The sequence below is a fragment of the Azospirillum mesophilum genome, from assembly GCF_053470405.2.
The window spans coordinates 63,469-86,786 of sequence record NZ_JBPXMQ020000023.1 but is presented as its reverse complement, the minus strand read 5'-3'; the positions used below and the strand labels follow the sequence as shown (position 1 = coordinate 86,786).

At 65.1% G+C, this 23,318-nt stretch carries 19 protein-coding genes and 1 pseudogene; 11 read left to right on the top strand and 9 right to left on the bottom strand.

Annotated elements, in window-relative coordinates; all coding sequences use genetic code 11:
• Window positions 1-43: 43 nt before the first annotated feature.
• The 5 genes from ACSVC7_RS21125 to ACSVC7_RS21105 form a co-directional block, all read right to left on the bottom strand.
• A complete protein-coding gene (locus ACSVC7_RS21125) occupies window positions 44-475 on the bottom strand; it encodes a hypothetical protein (RefSeq protein WP_448206451.1) in 432 nt (143 codons plus the stop codon).
• Between the two features lie 95 nt (window positions 476-570).
• Window positions 571-1,017, bottom strand: coding sequence for a UCP032817 domain-containing protein (locus tag ACSVC7_RS21120; RefSeq protein ID WP_448206450.1), 447 nt, complete (start codon window positions 1,015-1,017; stop codon window positions 571-573).
• Window positions 935-2,065, bottom strand: a complete 1,131-nt coding sequence (locus ACSVC7_RS21115) for a helix-turn-helix transcriptional regulator (protein WP_448206449.1) — start codon at window positions 2,063-2,065, stop codon at window positions 935-937. Before ACSVC7_RS21115 ends, ACSVC7_RS21120 begins: the two co-directional genes overlap by 83 nt.
• Before the next feature lie 171 nt (window positions 2,066-2,236).
• Window positions 2,237-2,644 carry a ribbon-helix-helix domain-containing protein gene (locus tag ACSVC7_RS21110; protein WP_448206448.1) on the bottom strand — a complete coding sequence of 136 codons (408 nt, stop codon included), beginning with the start codon at window positions 2,642-2,644 and terminating at the stop codon, window positions 2,237-2,239.
• 142 nt (window positions 2,645-2,786) lie between these two features.
• On the bottom strand, window positions 2,787-3,698 hold the full coding sequence (locus ACSVC7_RS21105) for an EamA family transporter (RefSeq protein ID WP_448206447.1): 912 nt from the start codon (window positions 3,696-3,698) through the stop codon (window positions 2,787-2,789).
• Between the two features lie 516 nt (window positions 3,699-4,214).
• Here ACSVC7_RS21105 and ACSVC7_RS21100 point away from each other — a divergent pair.
• Together ACSVC7_RS21100 and ACSVC7_RS21095 are read left to right on the top strand one after the other, a co-directional pair.
• Window positions 4,215-4,463 carry a hypothetical protein gene (locus tag ACSVC7_RS21100; protein ID WP_448206446.1) on the top strand — a complete coding sequence of 83 codons (249 nt, stop codon included), beginning with the start codon at window positions 4,215-4,217 and terminating at the stop codon, window positions 4,461-4,463.
• 230 nt (window positions 4,464-4,693) lie between these two features.
• Window positions 4,694-4,918 carry a hypothetical protein gene (locus ACSVC7_RS21095; RefSeq protein WP_483508593.1) on the top strand — a complete coding sequence of 75 codons (225 nt, stop codon included), beginning with the start codon at window positions 4,694-4,696 and terminating at the stop codon, window positions 4,916-4,918.
• A gap of 34 nt (window positions 4,919-4,952) precedes the next feature.
• Here the strand turns inward: ACSVC7_RS21095 and ACSVC7_RS21090 are convergent, their stop codons facing one another.
• Both ACSVC7_RS21090 and ACSVC7_RS21085 read right to left on the bottom strand, forming a co-directional pair.
• The gene (locus ACSVC7_RS21090; RefSeq protein ID WP_483508592.1) at window positions 4,953-6,713 is read right to left on the bottom strand and encodes a class I SAM-dependent methyltransferase; all 1,761 of its coding nucleotides are present in this window, start codon (window positions 6,711-6,713) and stop codon (window positions 4,953-4,955) included.
• Window positions 6,714-6,728: 15 nt separating this feature from the next.
• The gene (locus ACSVC7_RS21085; RefSeq protein ID WP_448206444.1) at window positions 6,729-8,276 is read right to left on the bottom strand and encodes a DUF445 domain-containing protein; all 1,548 of its coding nucleotides are present in this window, start codon (window positions 8,274-8,276) and stop codon (window positions 6,729-6,731) included.
• 202 nt (window positions 8,277-8,478) lie between these two features.
• Here ACSVC7_RS21085 and ACSVC7_RS21080 point away from each other — a divergent pair, with 202 nt between their 5' ends.
• From ACSVC7_RS21080 to ACSVC7_RS21050, 7 genes are all read left to right on the top strand, one after another.
• Window positions 8,479-9,303, top strand: coding sequence for a 3'-5' exonuclease (locus ACSVC7_RS21080; RefSeq protein WP_448206443.1), 825 nt, complete (start codon window positions 8,479-8,481; stop codon window positions 9,301-9,303).
• A 631-nt stretch (window positions 9,304-9,934) separates the two neighbouring features.
• Window positions 9,935-11,011 (top strand): nucleoid-associated protein, encoded by a 1,077-nt coding sequence (locus ACSVC7_RS21075; protein WP_448206442.1) that lies wholly within the window; start codon window positions 9,935-9,937, stop codon window positions 11,009-11,011.
• Window positions 11,008-11,994, top strand: a complete 987-nt coding sequence (locus ACSVC7_RS21070) for a GTP pyrophosphokinase (RefSeq protein WP_448206441.1) — start codon at window positions 11,008-11,010, stop codon at window positions 11,992-11,994. The genes ACSVC7_RS21075 and ACSVC7_RS21070 overlap by 4 nt, the downstream gene beginning before the upstream one ends.
• Window positions 11,995-12,736: 742 nt before the next feature.
• Window positions 12,737-12,925 (top strand): YhhA family cyclophane-containing RiPP, encoded by a 189-nt coding sequence (gene yhhA / locus ACSVC7_RS21065; RefSeq protein WP_448206440.1) that lies wholly within the window; start codon window positions 12,737-12,739, stop codon window positions 12,923-12,925.
• Between the two features lie 19 nt (window positions 12,926-12,944).
• Window positions 12,945-15,065, top strand: coding sequence for a cyclophane-forming radical SAM/SPASM peptide maturase YhhB (gene yhhB / locus ACSVC7_RS21060; protein ID WP_448206439.1), 2,121 nt, complete (start codon window positions 12,945-12,947; stop codon window positions 15,063-15,065).
• 4 nt (window positions 15,066-15,069) lie between these two features.
• A complete protein-coding gene (locus ACSVC7_RS21055) occupies window positions 15,070-16,089 on the top strand; it encodes a hypothetical protein (RefSeq protein ID WP_448206438.1) in 1,020 nt (339 codons plus the stop codon).
• An 85-nt stretch (window positions 16,090-16,174) separates the two neighbouring features.
• A complete protein-coding gene (locus ACSVC7_RS21050; protein ID WP_483508590.1) occupies window positions 16,175-16,543 on the top strand; it encodes a GNAT family N-acetyltransferase in 369 nt (122 codons plus the stop codon).
• Window positions 16,544-17,527: 984 nt separating this feature from the next.
• Here the strand turns inward: ACSVC7_RS21050 and ACSVC7_RS21045 are convergent.
• Window positions 17,528-19,378, bottom strand: coding sequence for a hypothetical protein (locus tag ACSVC7_RS21045; RefSeq protein ID WP_448206437.1), 1,851 nt, complete (start codon window positions 19,376-19,378; stop codon window positions 17,528-17,530).
• Between the two features lie 132 nt (window positions 19,379-19,510).
• A pseudogene (locus ACSVC7_RS21040) lies at window positions 19,511-20,530 on the bottom strand (YifB family Mg chelatase-like AAA ATPase); the annotation flags it as partial.
• Window positions 20,531-20,693: 163 nt separating this feature from the next.
• Between ACSVC7_RS21040 and ACSVC7_RS21035 the strand changes: the two are divergent.
• On the top strand, window positions 20,694-21,440 hold the full coding sequence (locus ACSVC7_RS21035; RefSeq protein ID WP_448206436.1) for a creatininase family protein: 747 nt from the start codon (window positions 20,694-20,696) through the stop codon (window positions 21,438-21,440).
• A 340-nt stretch (window positions 21,441-21,780) separates the two neighbouring features.
• Window positions 21,781-23,295 carry an ABC transporter substrate-binding protein gene (locus ACSVC7_RS21030; protein WP_448206435.1) on the top strand — a complete coding sequence of 505 codons (1,515 nt, stop codon included), beginning with the start codon at window positions 21,781-21,783 and terminating at the stop codon, window positions 23,293-23,295.
• Window positions 23,296-23,318 lie beyond the last annotated feature (23 nt).

Genomic DNA, 23,318 nt, shown 5'->3' with positions numbered 1-23,318 from the left:
CGTTTTCCGGATAGGCTTGCTACTCAGCGTTATCAAGCGCAGTTCATCTGCCGCACCAATCCAATCGCGTCGTGCCGTCCATCGGCTGCGCCAGTTTCGCATCGGCCAGAATGCGTTCCAACTCGACGCCGTCCACGAGCACCGTGGCCTCGACCTCGCCGTCCCCGATGTCCTGCGGCGCGCAGAATGCCACCAGACGCGCTTCGGCCACAGCCAGCATCGTTTTGGATTTGGCGAGGACGGCGAGGAAGCGCTCGGTTGAGCAGGAGCCATCGGGGCGCGGCCCATCGACCCCGCGAGGGCGGACGGTTACCCAACCGTTTCCGGGGCGATAAGCTTCCAGCTTCGGGCCGTCGCTGACCCCGGTCGGACGGATTTGCCATGGGTAGCATTCGATCACGCCGACGGAGGCCGCCGGTGGGGCGACCATGAACAGGGCGAGAGCGCAGAGGATGAGCGGAACGGAACGAGGCACCGGAAGTTTGTGTCCGTTGTTCAAAATGGGTAGGCGGGAACAGTCCGGTTTGGACCGGGAACCGGCCGCTGGGACACCGGCGGCCGGTCGTGTGCTCAGGCCGCGGCGAGCGTGACCATGCACATGGCCGCCGACATGGTGACCATGCACATGGCCGCACCGCTGGCGTCACCCTCACCGGCATCGGGATCGGGGTTCAGCGCGATACCGAACTCGTCGCCCAGGATGCGCACGCTGTTCCCCCAGGCCGCGCGGAACGCGTCCGTGCCGAAGGCGCTGGGATCATGGTCGATGAAGCGGCCCACGGCGGCCGAGCAGAACGCCCGGTAACGCGCGGTGTCGAGGATGAACTCGTGCAGGGCATCCTCCACGCGCCCCCACGCCGCGAAGGGCGTGTCGGGGTGCCGCGCCAGCATCGTCACCAGGGCACGGAAATCGGCCACCGAAGCGGCTGCGGCGTCAATCGGCATCCCACGTTTCACCAGGCGAGCGGTGAGAAAGCCGAGGTCGTACTGTTCGATGAACGTGATGCGGTCTTCCATGGTTTACGGTTCCTTGCGTTTTGGGGGCCAATCCCCCGACCATCGCCGCGGCGCGCGTCAGGACGTGCGCGAGCCGGTGCTGCCGCTCCGCGGCGATTTTCTGCCGTGCCGCGCTCAGCTGCGTGCGCACCGTCGGCAAGGCGCGGCCCATGTCGAGTGCCACCTCCTCGGCCGTGAGGCCCGCGGCCACGCGCGCGGCGACGGCCGCTTCCTGGGCGGTCAACCCGTAGGCATCCGCAAGCGCCGACTCGGCGTTGCCCCCGCCACCGCGTTCCAGGGTGAGCAGCACGGCCGGGTCCCGTGGTCCGGCGGGCAGGATGCCAGCGTGCACCGGCTCGGCGACGCCCGCCAAGCGCAACGGCACAACCGTGGCCGGCGCTTCCCGCGCGGCCACGCGGGCGACCGCTCGCCGCAGGCGGGCGGTAGTGGTCGGCGGTGCCGCGATGCACCCCTTGTCGTCGATCTCCAGACCAGCCCGCGCCGCCAAAACTTGCTCCATCGAGTGGGTGGCGTCGAGCAGAGCGCCGTCGGCGCGGAGCACCGCCAACGCCACCCCCAGGCCGTCCAGCGCCTGAGCCACGCGGGACAGCGCCCGTTCGCGCTCCGCGTACCGACGCAATTCCCAAGGCTTGGTGTCCGGGGTGAGCACAAGGTCCCCCACGGACTCGTGCCGCACCGGGAACCAGACCTGCGCGTTCCAAGAGGCGTCCAGGCCGATGTGGTGGCGGTCGTAATCGATAGCCCCGTAACGGCGACGAAACCGGAATGCCCGGCTGCGGGCACGCATCACTTTCGCCGCCGCCAAATGCCCGTCCGGGTCCCCGAGCACATCCGCGTCCGATATCCGATGATCGGACAGGGCGGCGCGAAAACAGTCGTCGAACCGCACGGAGCCGGACCAGTCGAGAGAGGGGTAGACCAGCCGCCCCGGCCGGTTGGCGTGGACGACGCGGTCGTTGTGGAACACGTAGGCGATCGCTCCCATCTGGTCCGCGCCGGACACGATGTGCATCAAGGCGTCCGGAATGGACGCGGTGCTGGCGGTCATGCGCGTGCTCATCATCCTCTCATGGGTGGCGCACTGCTCTGCAACCTAAGGGTTTGGTGCGAAGTCATGGCGGCATCGTTAATCGTGACTATGACCGAACGCTGACTCAAATGCGAGTAAAGTGCGGCATTATAGCGCTCTGGAACTGACTTTAATGGGGTTTTCCACCACTCATAGCGAATCGGTGGCCGATGTATTGCACGCTCGGGGTGCCGCCTTGGTCCACTCTAGGCGGTTCGGTGCGCGCTCCTTGCGCTGTGGCGAACCTGCCGGCCTGGACGGACCGGGCGCGCCGACGGTGTTCAAGGCGTGATGGACGGCAGCCCGTCCGGCGCCCGGTTCCGGATCGGCATGCGCGACGGCTGTCCGGAAGTAAGCCAATACGAACCGGCGCAGGCTCGCTGTGAAATTTCTGGTTTTGCTGACATGCCAGCGTTCCCGCAACTCGGTGCAAAGCTCGTTCACGGTGCGCCCTTCGCGCGCGGCGATTTCGTTCAAAGCCTCCCAGATCGCCGGCTCCAAACGGACCGTTGTCCGGTGCCGGCCCATGGTGATCGACTGGGGTTCCGCATGATCCATGATTGTCCCTTCCGCCACATTCAAACGCACACAATCGCGTGTGCCTCTGAATGTCGCCGCCTAGAAAATGGGGCGTCAAGAGCAATGGCGGATCGGCATCAAACAGAACTCAACAGGTCATAATCATTTTTTATGAAAGTAATCACGCGGCTTTCTGTGCTTTCGGCAGCTGCAGGGTGTGGCGAGTGCTGTGCCATGAGATGTAAAGTGTGCTCGCGAGGATCGCCGCTGAGCCGATCACCAGATGGGGCGTGACCGCTTCGCGGAACACCAGGAATCCGATGGCGGCGGTCATCGGCACCGTCAGAAAATCCATTGAGGCGACAAACGCAGCGCGGGAACCGGCGAACGCCCGTGCCGCCGCGTACTGGGCCATCAAGGCGAAACCGGCGAGGGCCGCCAGCACCGGAAGATCCCCGAGCGGTGGCGTGACCCACACTGCCGCTGCGGGAAAGGCGAGCAGCAATCCCGCCGCCGCGGAGTTGACGATCACAATGACGCCGGCGCTGTTCGCCTGCGCCAGACGCCGCACCGCGACTTGCGAACCGGCGGAGGCGATGGCGGCGATGAAGGCGGAGATGGCGCCGGTGGCGCGCCACTCTCCCAGCGACGGCGTCAAGGCCACGGCGACCCCCACCAGCCCGACCAGCACCGCGCCCCACACGCTCCGCTCGACACGTTCGTTCAGCAGCAACGACGCTAGAGCTGGCACGATGAGCAGGCGACTGAACAGGACCAGGCTGGCGAGGGCCAGGGGAATGCGCGCGATGGCGTCCATGAACGCGTAGATCGCGATGACGCCTAGTATGCAGCGCGCCGCAAACCAGAAGGGATGGCGCGCCCTGCGCAATTCGGCGAGCAGCCCCCAGGTGCCGATGGCGAGCAGGACCCCGACGCTCGCCCGAAGAAACGCCAACTCCGCAGGGGGCAATCGTTCGCTCAAAAGCTTGACCGAGGCCTGTCCGAAGGCGAACGCTCCCGCTGAAACCACAGCCCAAACCACCGCTTTGGCCGCTCCGGGCATCGCGGAAAGCACGTTCGCAGTCGGCAGCACGATGGTTGATACCTTTTGTGGTGAAACATTTCTGTGTCGGCATGCTCCATGGCACCAATGAACTTGGCCCGCACGTGCGACGCACCAGGAGAATACACGCACTCTCCTCACTTGGGTAACGCGCCCTGGTCTTGGCAGATCCTCGCCCGACTTGGTAAAGGTCGCCCACCGCAAACAGAAGAAAAGCAATGCAACGCTCTGTGCAATGTTATGCCGACGCCCCATCGTTTTGTTGCTTGCGGCGTGACGCGTGGTGAGTTCGGCCACATTGGGCACCGCAGGTCGCTGGGAGCACAGCTCCGCTTTGGTGGCGGTCACCGCCTGCTAACGCTGGTGAGCGCAACGGGCGGTCCAACACCGCGGCACCCTCTACCAAGCGTGTGACGGACCTCTGCCGGATGCCGCCTGTTTCGCTGGGGCGGTGCTATGGTCGATGGCCGCACCGCAACGATCCGCGCTTGACGCCTCCCGGCCAAAATGGAACAAATACGGAACAAGAAAGCAGTGGAGTTCGCCATGCCCGAGCAGCCTTCCCGTCGTCTCTTCGTGGTCGAGGCCGCCCGCCAGCGGGTGGTGGTGTCGGCGCGCGATGCCGGCTGGGCGCGAACGATCGCCGCCGTGATGCTGCTGGACGGGGCGCCGGCGGCCGACCGCGACGCCTTGCGGGTGCGGGAACCGGAAGACGAGGAGTGGGCGGCCTTCGTCGTGCGGGCAAGGGAGTTCGAGGCGGCGGGCGGCTGCCGGCTGGCCGCGATGCCGCTGTAACGATTGGGTCAGCGGTGATTCGGGCTCCGCGCCTGGGCTGGTTTCCAAACCGGCCACGCTGGTCGGTCCTGTGGCGGCAGCGGTTGCGGCGAACCGGGTGTGCCTCATGCATGGTGTCGTCGCGCGGGGCTCGGGTTCTGACGCCGATTGCCTGCGCCCGGACCGGCGTTGGGCCATATCCCGGACCGATCCTTTTCGGAATGGGGTGCAACGCTCGGGGGAGTGCGGCGATGAGCACCAAGCGCCTTGATTGCCTGGGCCGCCTCGCCTACCACAACGTTCTGATCCCACTGCGCTGCCGGGCGTGCGGGCACGTCGCCGAGGTGGAGCCGAGCTGCCTGATTCTGCGGTTCGGCTGGGCTGCTGAGCCGGAGCGGCTTCCATGGCGCTGCTCGAGGTGTGGCGCCGGGAAGGAGCGAATTCTCGTGGGTCGGGCGGCGCGCATGGCGCGCTGAGAAGCGCCGCGTCGACCATGGCCTCGCGGTATCGTCAACCAAGGGCGCGCGGTCCCGGCCATTCGGGCAGCTGCTGTGAGACCCGCAGGACGAGCCGCTTGGCCGCCACAGCGTCCAGCACGTCGGCCACGTCCACGCCGACATGGGGGCTGGCGTCCAGGGGCAGGGAGGCCTGGGCCTCTCGGTCGAAGCGCGCCGCCAGCACCTCGGTGCGCCGCCGGTAGGCGCGCTCCCACCAGTCGGCGATGCGCTCGCGGGAGCGATCGAGCAGGTCCGCCGACACCAGCCGGTCGCGCTTCTCGTGGCGGTTCACGCGGGCTGCCGCCGGCAGCAGGTTCCAAAGGTCGCCGCATGGCCACGCGGCGAACGGCAGAGCGTGGTCAACGTCGAGCGTGCGCAGCGTCAGGGGGCGGTCGCTCCACACGCACCGGATCGGCTCGCCCGCGTCCAGCATTGCGGCGGCGATCCGACGCACCTCGGCAGTGTCCCGTGCGGGGTCGAGCCAAGTGAGCGCGGCGGCGATGGTCCCCTCCGGCACGGACCGCCCCTGGCCGTCCAGGTAGCGTTGCATGAGACGGGTCCACTCCGCCAGCAAGGCCGGCTCGATCCAGGCGTTCATCCGGGTCAGAGCGTGCCAGACGTGCGTCGGGACGCGGAACCGGCCGAACGACCACAGGAAGGGCGCGTCCACCACCACGGTCTCACCGAGGGGCAGCGGACGCTGGGGCGCAACCGCGAAGACCGGACGGTCACCGCCGGGGTAGGTGATGTAGCGGGCTGGCATCGTCGCGATGGTCGTCGCGGCGTCGCGCAACGCCTGCCGCAGCGCCGCCCCGCGGTCTCCGTGGACGGTGGCGCCGACGCGCAGTTCGAAGGGCGCTGTGCCGGCCAGACGCCGGAAGGCTTCCTTGACGAAGCCCAGCCCGGCGCCGTTCCGGCTGGTTGGGGTCTGCGGCAGGTCGGCCGCGACGAGCGGCAGGAACGACCGCAGCCAGCACAGCGCGATCAGCCCGAGCGGCAGGTCGACACCGTCGTCGCCGTCCGCCACGGCCAGCCCCGGCCAAGCGTCGGCGGCGCGGGCAACGCAACGCAGCAACGCCAACTTGTAGGTGCTGCTCTTTGAGTCGTTGAGGACGATCTGCCGGATCAGCGGCAGCGCCCCGGTGCCGTCGTCGGCGAGCTGGACGGCAACCGCGTCCCAGGCGACGTCGGAGCGGCCGAGGCGGTCGGGCAGCCGCTGCGCGCGGACGACCAGCGCGCCGTGCTCGGCGGCGAGCCGCTCGACCTCAGCGACCGAAACCGGGTGCATAGCCCGGTCCGGAGCGGGTGGACCGTGCCGCAGCGTCAGCAGCAGGCGGCCGCCCGGGCGCAGCAGCGTGATCAGCTTGCGAAAGGCGCGGCGCCGGTCGGGCGGCGGGACGTGCATCCACACCGCGCTGAGCAGGATCGCGTCGAAGGACAGGCCGAGCTTGTGGATGCGCTCCAGCCCCGGCAGCCGGTCATCAAGCCAGCGGATGCGCGGGTCGGGATGCCGTCGCTGAGCCTCGGCGCGCATTCCAACGGAGGGCTCCACCGCAACGACCTGATGGCCAAGCTGGGCAAGCCAAGCCGCGTCACGGCCGGAACCGGCACCGACGTCGAGAACGGCCCCGGGAGCGGAAGGCAGCAGGTCGAGAACCGCGCCGTGCACGTCCTCCGAGGCAACCGACTCGTACTGCGCGACCAGTTCCCCGGCTTGGCGGTCATAGACGGCCACGGGATCGCCCAGGCGTCCGAGGTTTGGAGGTTCTGTCATGTGGGGTTCCGCGGATCACCCGTCGGCGTGCGCGGGCAATGCCCGGCACACGGCGATGAGGCGCTCCTCGGTGGTCCGGCAGAGCTGCGTCGACAACTTCTTTTGGAGCGTCAGCATCGCTTCGGCGGCTTGGCCTTCGTACGTGATGGGCGACAGCAGGTCGGCCGCCACCCGGTAAAACTCGTCCAGCAGCCGGTCCAACGCTTCGTCATGAGCCTTTGATGGATCGCCGAGCAGAGCGGCAAGCCCGGCCTCGATCTCCGCCCGCTTGCTCTTGAGGGCTTTCTGCTTCCGCCGTTCCGGATCGGCCATCCACTTGTAAAGGCCGGCGACGGCGAGAGGGGCGAGGACCAGCGGGGCGACGGGGGTCAGCGCGAGGGCTCCGACCGTGGACACCGACAGCACGCCGCTGGCGATGGCGATCGCCGATCCGACGCCGGCCACCCCACCCACGACGAGCGTTGCCGACGCCGCCTTGTCCGCGGCGCCGAGCGCCTGGAGAGTCCAAGAGGGGGGCCTCACCAGCCCGGCGAAGTCTCGGTGGTCGAAGGATGTCATGAACGCGACGCTGCTGACTTCCAGTTGCTTCCGGAAGATCGCCAACTCGTTCCGGAACGCTTCGATTTGGCGTTCGTAGCGGCGCTTGAGCTGTTCGTAGCGGACCTGAACTGCGCGGCCGTGCTGGCTCTTGGCGAACGACGTCCAGACCTGTTCGTCCAGCCAATCGTCGCTTTTCATACGGTCGCGCATTTCGATCTCAATGTCGTTCACTGCGTCCTCGAGGAACGCCTTGAGTTCCTCGCGGAACATCTCCTTCTGCAGCGCGGCCCGGCGGACCAGCCCATCCAGGCGCTGCTCCACCTGCTCGATCAAGGCCTGTGCGGTGAAACGCAGCTTCGACGCGAGATGCTTTTGCCGGTCGAGGTGCTCCAGGTTCGCTGCGAAGTCCTGAAGTTCGCCACGGATCAGGGTGACCGCGCTCTCGACCATGCCGCGCAGGTTCTCCGTGGCCAGTTGGCCGCTCTTGCATCGGGTCACCGCTGCGCTGATGTCGGTCAGACCGAACGATTCGGCGAAGTCGGAAACGTCGGCATAGGGGTCGTTCCACAGGAACTTGAGGCCTTGGATGAGGCCGCCCCCTTCCTTGAGCACGCGCAGGTCGGGCCGCATGGCCTTTGGGACGGTCAGGGCGTCGGCAACCCGGTCTAAGAGGTCCTGGGCCCGTGCACCTTGGGCTGTGAGCAAAGGGTAAAGGACGGCGAGCCCCGCCTGACGGACATCGTCGGCCCTGTCGGCGGCAGCCTTGGACAAATCTTTCAACGCCGCCTTCAGCCCCGGCGGTTCCCGCAATCCCTCAAGCACGATGTGCATGACGGCGATGCGTCGCCCGGACAGGTCGGCGAGGCGGTCGGCGGCCGCAACGGCGAGGGCGTATTCGCGAAGCGTGATGACGGTGTCGTGTCCGGCGATGGCGGGAATAGTCCGGCACAGCGCGACCAGGAACCGGTCACCACCGAGGGCCGCCTCGGGAGCGATGGTCAACGTGATCTTTCGACTGTTCATCGCGGTGCCCCCAGTTGAAGGCGCTGAGCATAACTCACTCGGGTGTTGTGCAGGAAGGCGAAGCATCGCGCGACAGCGTGTTGGCTGGCCATCGGCGTGCCGACCAAGCCGTGCGCTACGACGTGACGGCTGGCTGCTGATTTGTCCGTTGCGCCACGCCAAGCGATTGGGGAGCATGGCGCCGCCGCACCCGGGGATTCCCATGCACCACGACACGTTGCTTTGCCTCGACATCGAGACGATGCCGGACCGCCAAATCCTTCCGGCGGACTGGCCGGCTGAGAAGTTCCCGCCGCCGCACTGCCACCAGATCGTGGCGATCAGCTTTGTCGAAGCGGCGATCGACCGGTCGTCCGGCGTGGAGCGCTACCGGGTCACCGAGTGCCGGTCCGGCGGCGACCTCGACTACGACGAGGAGCGGCTGATCCGCGGCTTCTGGAAGCACTTCACCCGGACGCTGCCGCGCGTGGTGACCTGGAACGGGCGCGGCTTCGACCTGCCGGTGCTGCGCCTGCGCGCCATGGTCTACGGCGTGCCCGTGCCGGCGTGGTTCCAGACCGGCGACAAGTGGACCGGCTACACGCAGCGCTACCAGCCGGATTTCAATTGCGACCTCATGGAGCAGGTCGCCGACTACGGCGCCTCGCAACGCATCGGCCTGCAGGGCATCGCCGACCTGATCGGCCTGCCCGGCAAGATCGGCGGCCACGGCAGCGAGGTGGCCGACATGATGGCGCGGGGCGAGCTGGAGAAGGTGCGGGCCTACTGCGAGTCGGACGTGCTGACCCTGTACGCCGCCTACGTCCGCTGGGCGCTGCTCACCGGGCGCACCGACCCGACCGGGCACAACGCCAGCGTCGACAGCCTCGTGGAGTGCCTGGTGCGCGAGCGGGAAAGCCGGCCTCATCTGGGCACCTTCCTCGACCGCTGGCAGGCCTCCACGCGGCCGGCGCCGATGCATGTCCAAGTGCCGCGCTGCTCGCTGGCGTTAGAACCGCAGCATGTACCGAGCGAGAGCGTGCTCTGACCGGCCGTCGGATGCGGTCGAGGACCCGCCCTCCGATGTGGGTGACCGTGCCCGGCGCCCCTTAGCGCACGCAATCCCACCCGCTCCCTCGGCGCCCGGCAAGTCATGCTCGGTCCGGTCGATTGCGGCGCGCCGACTTACGCGTAGGCATGCATCATGCTCATCCGGCACGCTACCCTCGCGGCGCTTAACGGTGTCGGGATGCGGATTGCCACTTGGATGCCGGGCTACACCCGCTCGCTGGAGCGGGCGGTGACAGTGCTCGCTCGTCGCGGACCCTTCGGAGGCTGTCCATACTGGGCGATGGAAACTGCCCAGCGCCTGTGGGCGTGTTGAGCGCGGTGGCGCGCCGTTCCACGTGCCTTCGCCGACGGTCTTGCGGATGCCGGTTTGGACAGCGCGGTGCGGCGGGCAAAGGCGTTACCACGGGGGATCAGATCTGATGTCAAGAATGCAGGCTAACTTTACCAGAGATCGAGCACGAATTCTGGGATGTTTGTCAAACGCATACTCCCGTATGCAGCAAAGGTTATTTGCTGATTTGCTTGCGACAGGTGCTACCAACGTTAGACAAGCCGGAATCCCTGATGTAACGTCTGCATCCGTCTCAATTGGCTACTCTGTTAGGGCTATGAATTTCGCGAATCTCACGCTGAACCGGGTGATCGTGCACGAGGTCTTCAAGCGCGATGATGATCGCAATCCTCGAACGCCGCGATATGCCACTGGCTTAGCGCAGTTGACTCAGACAGCTCGTGATGCGCTCTGCGCGCGCATCACGAAGGTGTTGGGAAGCGAGTCCCGCAGCATCGAAATGCAGATCGTGAACATTGGAGCTGGGACGTGCGTTCAGGTGGTCCACGACCTGCTCGGCTGCGCTGACGATGGTGCATTTGTCACGCAATCATGCACGGCGGCCGACAACCTTGCTCATGCTCAACAGACACGCGCCATTCCCGGCGGCATCCTTGTCATTTTTGAAGGACAAGCAGATCACCCTGCCAAGCGAGTCCTCGGTTTCATCAAAGCGGAGCCACAGAACGGCTTTAACATCAATTTCGACTTTCTCGAAAATCTTTTTCTCACCCCTGCGGCCCGCATGTATAAAGTTGGCGTTTTCGTTGAAGAGAATCCGGGTGCCGTTGACCACAGGCAACGGTTCAAGGCTTTCGTGTACGATGACCTGATGACGGTGACCAATCGGCAGTCGGCGGCCCTGTATTTCTACGAATCGTTTCTGGGGTTCGGCTTCGCGGCGACGAGCGCGCGGCTTACGCGCGAGTTTTTTGATTACACAAAGGAATTCATTAACGGGCTTTCCATGGCCGAGGAGGAGAAATCCGATCTGCACACGGGGCTCTACACCTATCTTAAAGTCGACCAGTCCCCGAATGTCGAGGTGAATACCTTCGCGCTTACATACTTGCCGGACCCGAGGACGCGCGATGACTACCTGCGTTTTATGGCGGGGCGGCAATTTCCGCAGGCTGCGGTTCGCAAAGACGTTTCCGACGTGGCAAAGCTGCTGGTCAACCGCAGGGTTCGTTTTAAGTCCAATATCCGTCTCATTGTGCCTGCGGATAAATACGAGCGTTTGGTGCACATAGAGACGATCGATCCTGATGGCGCCGACGGAGCGGCAAACGATGGGAACCGGGGACAGTGGACCCGCGTCACGATTCGCGACGTGATTTCGGACCTGACATGACGGAACAGGAGTTTCTGACACTCTGGGAGCGTGAACGCGAGGTCTACGCGACGTGGGGGTGGCACGTTGCTCGGCGCATCGAAAGCGGCTTGCAGGCTCGTATTGCGCCGAGGCCTACGGCCGAGTTTGTTCGCATACCGGCCCACCCGCGAGTCAAAGCAACGCGGTCTCTTCTGGACAAAGCTTTTCTGCGGGCGGATAAGACGTATACGGATCCATACGCCCAAATTACCGACAAGGTGGGTGTCCGGTTCGTTGTTCTTGTGACGGAAGATATAAAACCAATTGCAGAAACAATTCAAGAGTGTGGCGACTGGACCTACTCTAAAGACAAGGATTTTGAGGAGGAGAGGGAAAAGAACCCCGACCTTTTTGCTTATCAGTCAGTCCATTTCGTCGTAAGGGCAGCGCACGATATCAGTTGCGACGGCACGATCGTTCGGCAGGGCACTCCCTGTGAGGTGCAACTCCGAACGCTTCTGCAGCACGCGCACAGCGAGTTGACGCACGATACGATCTACAAGCCGAAGGCCACCAAGGCTTCGCCTGCCGCAAGGCGGTACGTCGCAAGGAGTATGGCCCTCGTCGAGACGGTTGACGATTTCTTCTGTGAGGTGGTGAGGGAATTCGAAAGGGCGGAAGCACCATTGCGCATTGCGGATCAAACCCTCAATCAGAAGTATGCTACTGCGGTTGGCCGAGCGCCGGAGGCGTCTCGCGCAAACACGCTGCTTTTGGATGCGATGGCGTCGGAACTGCCTGCTGATCTGAGCGCCGCCCTCGACAGCTTTTTGGACAAAAATCCGTTTGTTAAGGAAAAAATCGCGGCGCGCGCCAACGACCGCGCGCTGTACCGGCAGCCTGCAATTCTGCTTGTGTATCTTCTGGCGCAAGAGAGTCCACATACGACGCAGGAAATCTGGCCTCTGACAATGGACGAGTTGGAACCAATTTACACCGATCTTGGAAGAAGCCTATCGTAAGGACACTGGACGCTTTGTTGCACCCGCTGATGGGTGCCCCGACGTCGTCCCCAGGGCCGCAGCTGGTGCGGCGGAGTATGGGTCCTCCGGGCCACCGCTGGCCATCGCTCCTGGCGCCTGTGGCGCTCGACGTGGCAACCGCAGGAGTTGGAGACTCAAAGGCCAAATGCACACTGCCCCCAGCATGGCGCGTCGCCGTGCACCGGGGCGACCTGACGTTGCGCGGCGTTCAGGGTGTGAGCAATGCCGTCAAACACGCCGATAATGTGGGGGCGGGCGTCGAAGGGGGGACCGGCTCGGCGGTGCGCCTCGCCGAGGGCGGCGAGGCACGGGCGGATTGAGGCGAGCGTCAGGCGGTCGCCCAGTGTTCCAATTTCATCTCGATCACATACGGAGCGCCGGCGAGCGGATAGAAGCTGAGCCAGCCGCACCAGCAGGTGTGGCCGGCCTGGGCCTGACGGTAGGCGCGCGCCTTTGGGGGAGCAATGCCGCGGCGTTGGGCAGGTCGTTGCCGGTGAGCGGCTGGTTGGCCGCGAAAACGAACTCCTTAGGTTGCTAATGATGGACGGAAAGACTCGCTATGCGAGACAATAATATGGAATGCAGAGTCGAATGAGGGTAAACTCTGCAATACACGCCTCGTTTTTATGAATACGAACGATGGCCGTTCAACCATAAAGGCCAAGCGATGCCGAAAGGGTGTCCTGGCTTTATCGCTTTGACGTTCCGAGGAGTCCTTTGCATGCTCGACAGCGTTTCCATGACCGAACCGAACAGCGGCGTCGCGACGGACGTGCGCGGCACGATCCTCCGATCTGACACGGCCAACCCAGCGATCCAGCGTCTCCAGGCGCGCATCCGTGCGGGCAGTGACAACGGTGCGCTCATCACGAGCTACGACCGCATGCATCATCGCCATAACCGCTCCTGATCGGGTTTGGGAGCAAGTCATGGAGGCGGCACGCATATCGAGCTTTCTCGTGAAAAGCGCATCCAGGTGTAATCTGGATTGCGATTATTGTTATATGTACCATCACGCCGATCAGTCCTGGCGCGATATGCCCCGCTTCCTGTCGCCTTCGCATCAGACGGCCTTTGCCAATCGCTTGGCCGAATACCTTGGTGAGCGTGCTATCAATCGGGTCGCCGTGATTTTTCATGGAGGCGAGCCGCTGCTGGCGGGGGGCGAAGAACTCGCCGCCTTTGCACGGCTGCTGCGACAAACGGTCGGGGAGCGCGCGCAGATTGATGTCGGGCTCCAAACCAACGGTCTGTTGCTCACCGAAGAGACTTTGGATCTGCTGGAAAAGGAGTCGATTTCGGTTTCGCTCAGCCTCGACGGTCCCCGCGGCGTCAACGATCGTCACCGGCTAACCCGGCGGGGCGGATCGAGCTTCGACGGTGCCTACGCCGCGTTGGAACGTCTTCGAGCAAGACCGGGCCTCTTCGCCGGGGTTATTGCTGTCGTCGATCCGGCGGTCGCGCCCTCCGCAATTTTGGAATTTTTCGACCGTCATCTGCCACCAAAGCTCGACTTTCTATTGCCCGACGCCAACCATGTGCGGCCTCCGCCTGGGCGCAACGCGGATGCCGACCTTTACCTGCGGTGGCTCGTCGAGGCGTTTGATCTGTGGTTTGATCGGTACGCCCACCTACCGTTGCGCCTCTTTGAAGCACTGCTCGACGCTATAGCTGGATTGCCCTCGGGGACCGACGCGTTTGGCTTTGGTGACGTCAGCCTCATCACCATTGAGACGGACGGTACGTACCACGATCTGGACGTGCTGAAGGTGACCGCCGAAGGCGCCACCAAGCTTGTCGGGTCGGTGGACGACACACCCATCGGGCTGGCCGCCGCCTCACCCCAGATGCAGCAGCATCGCCGGCTCCTATGCCCCGATGGTCTGGCGCCGAAATGCCGCTCCTGTCATGAGGTTGACGTGTGTGGCGGAGGGTCCGTGCCTCACCGGTACGCCGCCGATGGCTTTGCCCAGCCGACCGTCTACTGCCGTGAGATGCTGGGACTGATCCGTCATGTCCGCCGACGTCTTGCTCAGACCGTTGCGCCGGCTGTCCCCCCGCTCGTGCGAACAGCCGGTACGGGGATCGATCTCGCCGCGTTTGAACGGGCCGAGACGGCACGGGCTGTCGTGGAAAACCTGTGGAACGTGGCCCGATCGGAGTGGACCAGTGGCCTCACCGAAGCGTTCACGTCAATGGGGGTGGAGGCAAGCGGGCTCAGTACGCATCGCTTGGCAGACCTTGCCTGCTGCCCAGGCACTGTGGCGTGGCAAGGGGCCGTGCGGAGGTTGGAGCGCTACGGTGCCGCACAGGCGGTCGACGGCAGCCCCGTGCAACCGGACCGCGACTACGGCCGCCATCTTCTGGACCGAGGCGGTTCCGGCGAGGCGCTCCCTGGCTCTTTGCGATTCGGGGCGAACGACCCTTGGCTGCGACTGCCGTTTGGAAGCAGCGTCGAGTTTGAGTGTGCCGACGTCGTGGAGAGCGCCCGGGCCACGTTCTCGGAGGCGATGGCGATCGTCGAGGCTTGGCGACCGGCGCTCGCCGCCGAAATGCGGGCCGTTTGTCCAGACGTGCAGGTGATCCGGGATCCCAGCGCGCATCCGGATAAGATTGTCTCGTTCAGTGACAACGCCGTGCCTGGGGCGCTCTTCGTGTCGGTGCGGACCAGCGCCGGGTTGATCTCCGCGCACGACTTGGCCGATTCCCTCGTCCATGAACACCGGCATCAGAAACTCTATCTGCTGGAACGGATGCAGCCGATCGTCGAGCCGACCTCGCGGCTCGTCGTGTCGCCCTGGCGCGAGGACCTCCGCCCACCGAGCGGGCTCTTTCACGCCGTGTTCGTGTTCGTCGAGCTGCGCCGGTTGTGGATGCATGTGCGCGAGACGTCCACCGCTGATCTGGCATCCCGCGCTGCGGCCACCATTTCCGAAACGGATCGGAGGCTTGCCGAAGGCATTGCGACGCTTCGCGACTGCCCGCTCACCAGTTTCGGTCAGTCTTTGCTGGATATCCTCGAGGGCGAGGCCGCCCTGCCGGCGTGCTGACGTCATGGCGCTCACGGTCGCCCGGCACATGCTCCCCGAAGCCGCCGAACAGCGGCGGCAAGCGCTTCGGTCGTATTTCGGCGACAAGGAGGCCGCCGCGACCTTGGGCGCGCAAGGCTGGAACCTCACCCTCGACTGGCCCAGCGAGGCCGACTGGTATGTCGACCCACAGCTTGAGCATGGCCTGCGGTGGTGGGGGCGAGGAACCGTGCCGGATATCCAGGCCATACCGCTGGAGCGTCGGCGCGAATCGGGCATCGCCCTGTCACTCTTCGACACGTGGACGCTGCACGCTTGGAGTGAGTGGCTCCAACGGCACGGTGGCTGCCGCGAGGCATTGATCCTTCATGTGGACGATCACTTGGACTTGGGCAGCCCAAGGCTTTTCGTCGGCAGCGATGGTTGGACCGATGCCATCACGGGCGCGCCCTTCGACCTGCGGCGGCCCAGCACCGTGGCCGCGGCCATCGAAAGCGGTGCGGTGTCCATGGGCACCTTCTTAACCCCCATGGTTCATGCGGTGGAGCGGATCGAGATTAGGCACCTGCGCCCTCCTCGCCGCGGGCGGGACACCGTGACCAGACGACTGCTTCCAACGACCGAGGTAGACGCGCTTCTGTCACCCGGCGGCTTGCGCCCCGCGGTAGCGATGGCGCCCTTGGGCGCGACAGAGGCGGGGCAAGGGGGAAAAGTCTATCGGGCCACGTGCGCGGTTGATGAGTGGCTGCGCGACGCGCCACAATGGCCGGTGCTTCTTCATATCGACATGGACTTCTTCTGCAACCGCTTCGACGGTGACAGCGACTGGACGGAGGCTCCGGACCGGCACGACACGCCGTTGTCCGATGTTCTCGCAGGCATTGATGCGCTCTTCGCCACGCTGCATGCGTCCGACGTTGCGGACCGGCTGGACGGCGTGGCGGTCGGCGTTTCACCAGGGTTCTTTCCGGCGGAGTTCTGGGAGGCAGCGTGGAAGCGGATTGTCGGCAACGTGGTTGCGCGGAGCCCATTCCATGGCCAGTAAAACCCGCGGGGCGACCCGCCGAACGGCGGCCGGCCGGAAGTCTGCTCATCCAAAGTCAAGGCCTCCGTCGCACGCACAAGGTCCCGTGCCAGCGGACGCGGTTGCGTTGGTTGCCGGAAAAGGCTCCAAAAGCAGTGGCGGTGGACCCGGCGGGTTCTACTGGCACATCCACCTCGGCGAACAGCGCGCGGGCAAAGTCTTCATCAATGTCATCGACGAGCCGCCGTTGGGACGGCACGCTTCCATTCAGATCTTCCTAAATCAGCGCAGTCAAGGGCGCCGCATTGGGCGCGTTGCTTACCGCTTGGCGTGCGAAGCGTGTGGACATGACATAGTCTACGCCCACATGCGCAAATCGAATGCGGCCTCACGGCGGGCCGCCGAAGAGGCCGGGTTCGTGGCTGATGAGACGCCTGGGCACACGCAACTGGTCATGGTCTGGCGGCGCGGATGAACGTGGCGTCGGTACGCTCCTTGGCCTGGGCACACCGGCGCGCGGCGCTGCCCCATTGGTTGCCGCCGTCCTTTGCCGTCGATTGGCGCTTGCTGGATACCAGGCTAAAGCGGGTCGCCCGAACCGTGCTTCGTAGCCCGTTGGATGTAACCAAATTCGTGGCTTGGGCGCGCCGTCGAGGGTTCTACGCCGTAACCGACAGCGGGGGCTTCTGCGTGATGTCCCGCACCGCGGCATTGGCACGCATGGCCGCTGATGTGGACCGCCAAACTATCCCTCACGCTGCCCATTTTGGCAGGATCCTAGGCTATCCTACCTGTTGCTGCCGGGCCGCCGCTCAAGTTGGCGAAAGCCGGATTGATGAATGGGCTGCTCGGGCGTCCTCACGATCCCGAATCGGGGCTTACGCACTCATTGACCCAGCCGGTTACACGAGCGGTTGCGCCGCCATCAGCCACGTCCCATGCTCACCAGCGTGCAGACCTTCGTTGCGGCTTGCAAAGCTCGTGACCCGGCGTTCCCGCGTCACCAAGCAACCATGGCCAGACCTTCTTCCCTGTTCCCGAAACCTGATCCGGAACCGCTCATCGCTCATCTCAGATCGCTCTCTAGGAACGCCGGCCGGTGCCACGAGCTTTTGACAACCGGAGCTAGCCACACAGAGCTTCCAGCCGGCGGCAATCGGTCACCCGCCAAACGTAGCCCTTCTGCACGCGCTTGGCCATCTCGGCCCCCTTGACGTCGCGGAAGTGCGATGGACAGGTGGAAGTGGCTCGCCTCCTTCAGCACGTTAGCCGGGGCGAGGTCGACGGCGATGCGCTTGGCTGTTCCTGCTACGTTTCTTAAACCGAGAATTCCCGCCTACGATCAATTACTTAGGGTGCGCCCCTGTCACCCGCAACACCAGTAAGCGCTTGGCAGTCCCTCCCCGGGGCCTGTCCATGCCAAGCAGTCGTCACCGCGATGCACCCCTGATCGTGCCGCTCATCGGAAACCCAATTCATCCAATGCGTCTTCAATGGTCTGTGCCATGCCCTCGGCTTCGGCGTTGCCGGCATGATGTCGAGCGAGCACGAAGCTTCCAGGAAGCTCTCCAACCCGCTTCCAGCATCCATGTTTTTTGGCGAGCGCAACCAGCAGCAGGTTCAGGAACCGTGGCGTGATTTCGGCGTCGTGCGGCATTCTCAGCACGAGAAGGCGCGCGCTGTCGTTCTCGTTGCCAACACCGTTCGGAGGTCTGATTGGGTCCCTTTCGACTTCGATCTCAATGATGAGATAGCGGCACGATGCGCTTGCGAGACATACCACCAACGCTCGCCGCCGAATGTCGGCGTCCTGATCAATGTAAGACCACGTCAGTTCGTCGTCCCGATACTCCACCGGAAAAAGAATGCACGATGGGCACCCCGTCAGCGGGTGCTGTCCCGACGCGGTGATTTCCGCTGCGAGCAAAGCCCTCTGTTGGGAAGCGATGAGCAACGCTTCCGCCGCGACGACGAGGCGGCGGGAAAGGCCACGATCCGCCGGCGGGTTATGCAGAAGCGATAGATCGGCTCCCGTATCGACGAGATTGACGTGACTCACGCGTTGCTTTCCGTAGCTCGGATCCGATGTCGAGCCATTCGACGACGCGGCGGTTGGGCCGAGTTGCTGAAGTTTGTCCCCCGAAGACCCTATGATATACTGGACTTCTTCAATTTTTATCGGGTTCGAGTTGCTTGCTACGGATTCCATTTTGGGGTCGGGCAAATCGAAGGGGCTTGCGCCCGCATGGCCGGGTTCGTCCGCGTGATTGAGCGACGTAAGACTCGGCGGGTCAACAGTCATCGGCTTATAGCGTGGTCCACCTGGACGCTCGGGATCAAAGGCTTTTGATGGTACGCCGACCACCAGACGTTTGACCGGATTGGGAACATCGATTTCCAGGATACGGGCGACCATCGTTCGCCGAACCTGCCCGCTGACCAAGTTGCCCGGATCCGGTTGGACTCCGCTTGGCGGTTCAAAAACCAAATCCTGGCACAGCAATCTGACGCGGGGAATGGGCCGGTCTGGAAGGTAGGCCTTCAGATGAACGGGGTGTTTCTCGATATTATCCACCCGCGCCCGGCCCCATATTGACCTCGAAAATTCCCACAGTGGATCATCGGCGACGAGACGTCCCGCAAGGCGTGCTTCAGATGCCGTGAGCTTTCTGTGAGCGTGGACGTAGACTTGCGCCTGGGTCCCCGAGTCCCAGTGACTCCGATCTTTGTTGAAGATGGCAAGGCGTCTTGTACTGTGCGTTCCCAGATTTCCATGCACGACCGCCTTCAGCATCTCAGAACTTGCACCAAAGATTTTACGGACCAACTCGGAGCATGGAACAAAAATCCGCTGTCCTGTCTTTCGCGAGTAAAGCACAGTACACAAAATGTGTCGGTCAATCAGCGACTCCGGGGCGAGATGGCCGTCCGGAATCCCTGTATCGAAAGGCTGAACAGCATCGGGCGTGTCGGGAACAACATCCTCAAGATCTACCTTGAAATGGTCGCGACATCGAAGTGCGGGGTCGAGCACAATATCAGCAATCGGTTCCCGGCCGCGAAATATCCGGCCAATCGGAAACGCGACCAAATCAGCAACGCCGACCACAAGGGTCCAGGGACGCTGACTAACGTATTCCGCAAGAGGGCGCTTAGGGTCGGCCGGGTTGGCCAAACGCTCCCGTAAGCCAACCTCAATCTGGTACTGACGCCGCCCTAAGGCGGGCATGAGGCGGCCGTGTGAAACCACTTCATGGAACCCGGTTTCCGGGAGATCTTTGTATTGGTACCCGGGATAAAGCAACCGCATCCGCCCGTCTCCTAACTTGGGCGGCGGGATACCAAAACGGTGTACCGCCGTGGGGGCAACCATCTGAGCATGTCATGCTATCTAAGGATGATGTCATCCTCTTCTGCTAAAGTCATTCTCTTTTGTAATTCTCAGCTGCACCCGCGCCGGGTAGGTGACATGGTGGTTCGCACGGCTGACCACCGCCTTGCCGGTCTCCAGCGGTTGACGCAACGCCTCCAGCGTCGGACGTGGGAACTCCGGCAGCTCGTCGAGGAACAGGACTCCCTTGTGCGCCAGCGAGATTTCGCCCGGCTTGGCCCGCGACCCGCCACCGACCAGCGCCGGAAGGCTCGCCGACTGGTGCGGAGAGCGGTAGGGCCGTTGCCGCAGCAGCTTGCCGTCGTCCAGCAGGCCGGCAACGCTGTGGATCATGGAGACCTCCAGCGCCTCCGCCGGGTCCAGCGGCGGCAGAAGACCGGGCAGGCGCGCCGCCAGCATGGACTTGCCGGACCCAGGCGGCCCGATCATCAACAGATTGTGCGACCCGGCGGCGGCCACCTCCAGCGCGCGCTTGGCCGTCTCGTTGCCCTTCACGTCGCGCAAATCCAGCGGCGCCTCGCCCGATTCCTGAAGGCGCGGTCGGGGCCGCGCAAGCACCTGATTTCCCTTGAAGTGGTTGATGAGGGTGAGCAGGTTCGCGGGCGCCAGCACCTCCAGATTTTCGCCCGCCCAGGCCGCTTCGCCGCCGCAGGCCTCCGGGCAGATCAGGCCGCGGTCGTTGGCCAGCGCGTTGATGGCCGCGGGCAGCACCCCAGCCACCGGCGTCAAGGCCCCGTCCAGCGCCAGTTCGCCCAGCGCGCAGTAGCGGGCCATCTCGATGTCCGGCAGCACGCCCATGATGGTCAGCAGGGCCAGCGCGATGGGCAAGTCGAAGTGGCTGCCCTCCTTCAGCACGTCGGCGGGGGCGAGGTTGACGGTGATGCGCTTGGCCGGCAGGGCCAACCCCAGCGCGTGCAGCGCCGCCCGCACCCGCTCCCGGCTTTCCCCCACCGCCTTGTCGGGCAGGCCGACCACGGTGAAGGCCACGATGCCGCCGGACATCTGCACCTGGACGTCGATGTCCAGAACCTCGATCCCCTGGAACGCGACCGTGTTGATCCTCGCAACCATGCCGACCGTCACCCCCGTGCGAACGCACGCGAGTGTATGAAAGTGCGCAGGTATTTGCCAGCGTCGCGGGTATCCCCGGTCGATCCCCGGCCAACCGGCTTTTGGAAGCGGCCCGATCTGCCCTAAACTCCTTTCCGCACACCAAACAAGAGGGACAGGGACCGTGCAGCTTCTTCTCAGCACCTGGGCCGAGGCCGAGGCCTATCTGAAGACATCCAAGGGCATCATCATGCCCATCGGCTCCACCGAGCAGCACGGGCCGAACGGGCTGATCGGCACCGACGCCATCTGCGCCGAATTCATCGCGCGCGGCGTGGGCGAGGCGGCCGGCGCCATGGTCGGGCCGACCATCCCGGTCGGCATGGCCGTGCACCACATGGAGTTCCCCGGCTCCATGACGCTGAAGCCGTCCACGCTGATCGCCGTGATCCGCGACTATCTGTTGGCGCTGTCGGAGCATGGGTTCGAGCGCTTCTTCTTCATCAACGGCCACGGCGGCAACATCCCCTCCGTCCGCGCCGCCTTCTACGAGGTCTATGCGGAAAACCGCGCGCAGCGGGGCAAGGATGCGCCCGACCTGCGCTGCACGCTGGTGAACTGGTGGGAGAACGCCGACGTGGGCCGCCTGTCGAAGGAGCTGTTCGGTAACAAGGAAGGCTCCCACGCCACGCCCAGCGAGGTGTCGGTGACGCAGTTCGCCTACCCCGACGCCATCAAGACCGCGACGCTGGACCCGGAGACGGCGCCGGCCGGCGGCTTCTACGACGGGCGCGACTTCCGGCGCCGCCACCCGGACGGCCGCATCGGCTCCGCCCCCGGCCTCGCCACGCCGGAGCACGGGCAGCGCCTCGTCGAGGTCGCGGTCCAGGCCATCGCCCGCCAGTACAGCGCCTTCGTCGCGGAGGCGTAAGCCGACCAACCCTCGCCCAGCCCCGCTGGGAGAGGGAGGGACCCGCCGCGAAGCAGTGGGAGGGTGAGGGCAAGGTCAGCCCGAGAATCCAGGGCATGCAGTCGCAGACTTCTCGGTTCAACCTTGCCCTCACCCTCCCATGGCTCCGCCATGGGTCCCTCCCTCTCCCGCCTCTCGCGCAAGCGAAGCTTGCGCTGACGGCGTCAGGCGAATGCCTCCGGCATTCGCTGAGAGCCGGAGGCGGGCGAGGGGGGGGATTCGCTCCGCGTGCGGCCTTGAACTTGGGCAGGCGGCGACGCATCATCCCGCGCCAAGACGAAAAGAAGGGGGAGATGCCGCCATGCTGAACCGCACCAAGCGCGCCGCGCTCGCCGCCGCCCTGACGCTGGGGGCGGCGCTGGTGCTGGCGCCCGGTCTCGGGGCGGCCCAGGAGCGCAAGGGCGGGCCGCGCACGGACCTCGTGGTCGGCATGCGGCTGGAGCCGCCGCACCTCGACCCCACCGCCGGGGCCGCCGCCGCCATCAAGGAGGTTACCTACGCCAACCTGTTCGAGCCGCTGACCCGCGTCGACGCCGACGGCAACGTCGTCGCCGGCCTTGCGGAGCGCTGGACCGTGTCGGGCGACGGGCTGACCTACACCTTCATGCTGCGCAAGGGGGCGAAGTTCCACGACGGGCGGCCGGCCGATTCGGCGGCGGTGAAATTCTCGCTGGACCGCGCGCGCGGCGCCGATTCGGTGAACGCGCAGAAGGCCTATTTCGCGGCCATCGCCTCGGTGGACACGCCGGACCCGCACACGGTGGTGGTGACGCTGTCGCGGCCCGACGGGCTGTTCCTGTTCCACATGGCCACCGGCGACGCCGCCATCGTCGCGCCGGAGACGGCGGCCACCAACAAGCAGAAGCCCATCGGCACCGGCCCCTTCAAGTTCGACCGCTGGGTGGCCGGCGACCGGGTGGTGCTGACGCGCAACCCCGATTACGACGGGCCGAAGCCGGCGCTGGACAGCGTGACCTTCCGCTTCGTCAGCGACCCGGCGGCGCAGGTCGCCGCGCTGAAGGCCGGCGACATCGACAGCTTCCCGCAGTTCGACACCTACGAGGCCCTGCCCCAGTTCCGCGACGACCCGGCTTTCACGGTCATGGTCGGCACGACGGAGGGGGAGACGATCCTGTCCACCAACAACGCCCGCAAGCCCTTCGACGACGTCCGGGTGCGCCGCGCCATGGCCCACGCCATCGACCGCCGGACGCTGATCGACGGGGTGCTGTTCGGCAACGGCTCGCCCATCGGCAGCCACTTCCCGCCGCACCGCGCCGGCTATGTGGACCTGACGGGCCTGTATCCCTACGACCCGGGCAAGGCGAAGGCGCTGCTGGCCGAGGCCGGCTACCCCAAAGGCTTCGACACGACGCTGAAACTGCCGCCGCCGGTCTACGCCCGCCGCGCCGGCGAGCTGATCGCCGCCATGCTGGCGGAGGTCGGCATCCGCGTGAGGCTGGAGCCGATGGAATGGGCGCCCTGGTTGGAAAAGGTGTTCCGCGGCAAGGACTACGACCTGACCCTGATCGCCCACACGGAGCCGCTGGACATCGACATCTACGCGCGCCCCGACTACTACTTCAATTACAAGAGCGAGCGTTTCAACGCCGTGCAGGCGGAGCTGGACCGCACCCAGGACCAGGTCAGGCGCAACGAGCTTTACGGCCAGCAGCAGCGCATCCTGGCGGAGGACGCGGTCAACGGCTTCCTCTTCATGCTGCCGGCTGCCACCGTGCAGAAGGCCGGCATCGAGGGCATGTGGCTCAACCGCCCCATCCAGGCCAACGACGTGACGGGCGTGCGGTGGAAGTGACGAAACAGCGCCCGCCGGGGGCC

Coding starts and splice junctions, on each gene's coding strand:
- ACSVC7_RS21120 (WP_448206450.1), bottom strand. CDS start 1,017: ATGGAAGACCGCATCACGTTCATCGAACAGTACGACCTCGGCTTTCTC.
- ACSVC7_RS21115 (WP_448206449.1), bottom strand. CDS start 2,065: ATGACCGCCAGCACCGCGTCCATTCCGGACGCCTTGATGCACATCGTG.
- ACSVC7_RS21110 (WP_448206448.1), bottom strand. CDS start 2,644: ATGGATCATGCGGAACCCCAGTCGATCACCATGGGCCGGCACCGGACA.
- ACSVC7_RS21100 (WP_448206446.1), top strand. CDS start 4,215: ATGCCCGAGCAGCCTTCCCGTCGTCTCTTCGTGGTCGAGGCCGCCCGC.
- ACSVC7_RS21095 (WP_483508593.1), top strand. CDS start 4,694: ATGAGCACCAAGCGCCTTGATTGCCTGGGCCGCCTCGCCTACCACAAC.
- ACSVC7_RS21090 (WP_483508592.1), bottom strand. CDS start 6,713: ATGACAGAACCTCCAAACCTCGGACGCCTGGGCGATCCCGTGGCCGTC.
- ACSVC7_RS21085 (WP_448206444.1), bottom strand. CDS start 8,276: ATGAACAGTCGAAAGATCACGTTGACCATCGCTCCCGAGGCGGCCCTC.
- ACSVC7_RS21080 (WP_448206443.1), top strand. CDS start 8,479: ATGCACCACGACACGTTGCTTTGCCTCGACATCGAGACGATGCCGGAC.
- ACSVC7_RS21075 (WP_448206442.1), top strand. CDS start 9,935: ATGAATTTCGCGAATCTCACGCTGAACCGGGTGATCGTGCACGAGGTC.
- ACSVC7_RS21070 (WP_448206441.1), top strand. CDS start 11,008: ATGACGGAACAGGAGTTTCTGACACTCTGGGAGCGTGAACGCGAGGTC.
- yhhA (WP_448206440.1), top strand. CDS start 12,737: ATGCTCGACAGCGTTTCCATGACCGAACCGAACAGCGGCGTCGCGACG.
- yhhB (WP_448206439.1), top strand. CDS start 12,945: ATGGAGGCGGCACGCATATCGAGCTTTCTCGTGAAAAGCGCATCCAGG.
- ACSVC7_RS21055 (WP_448206438.1), top strand. CDS start 15,070: ATGGCGCTCACGGTCGCCCGGCACATGCTCCCCGAAGCCGCCGAACAG.
- ACSVC7_RS21045 (WP_448206437.1), bottom strand. CDS start 19,378: ATGCGGTTGCTTTATCCCGGGTACCAATACAAAGATCTCCCGGAAACC.
- ACSVC7_RS21030 (WP_448206435.1), top strand. CDS start 21,781: ATGCTGAACCGCACCAAGCGCGCCGCGCTCGCCGCCGCCCTGACGCTG.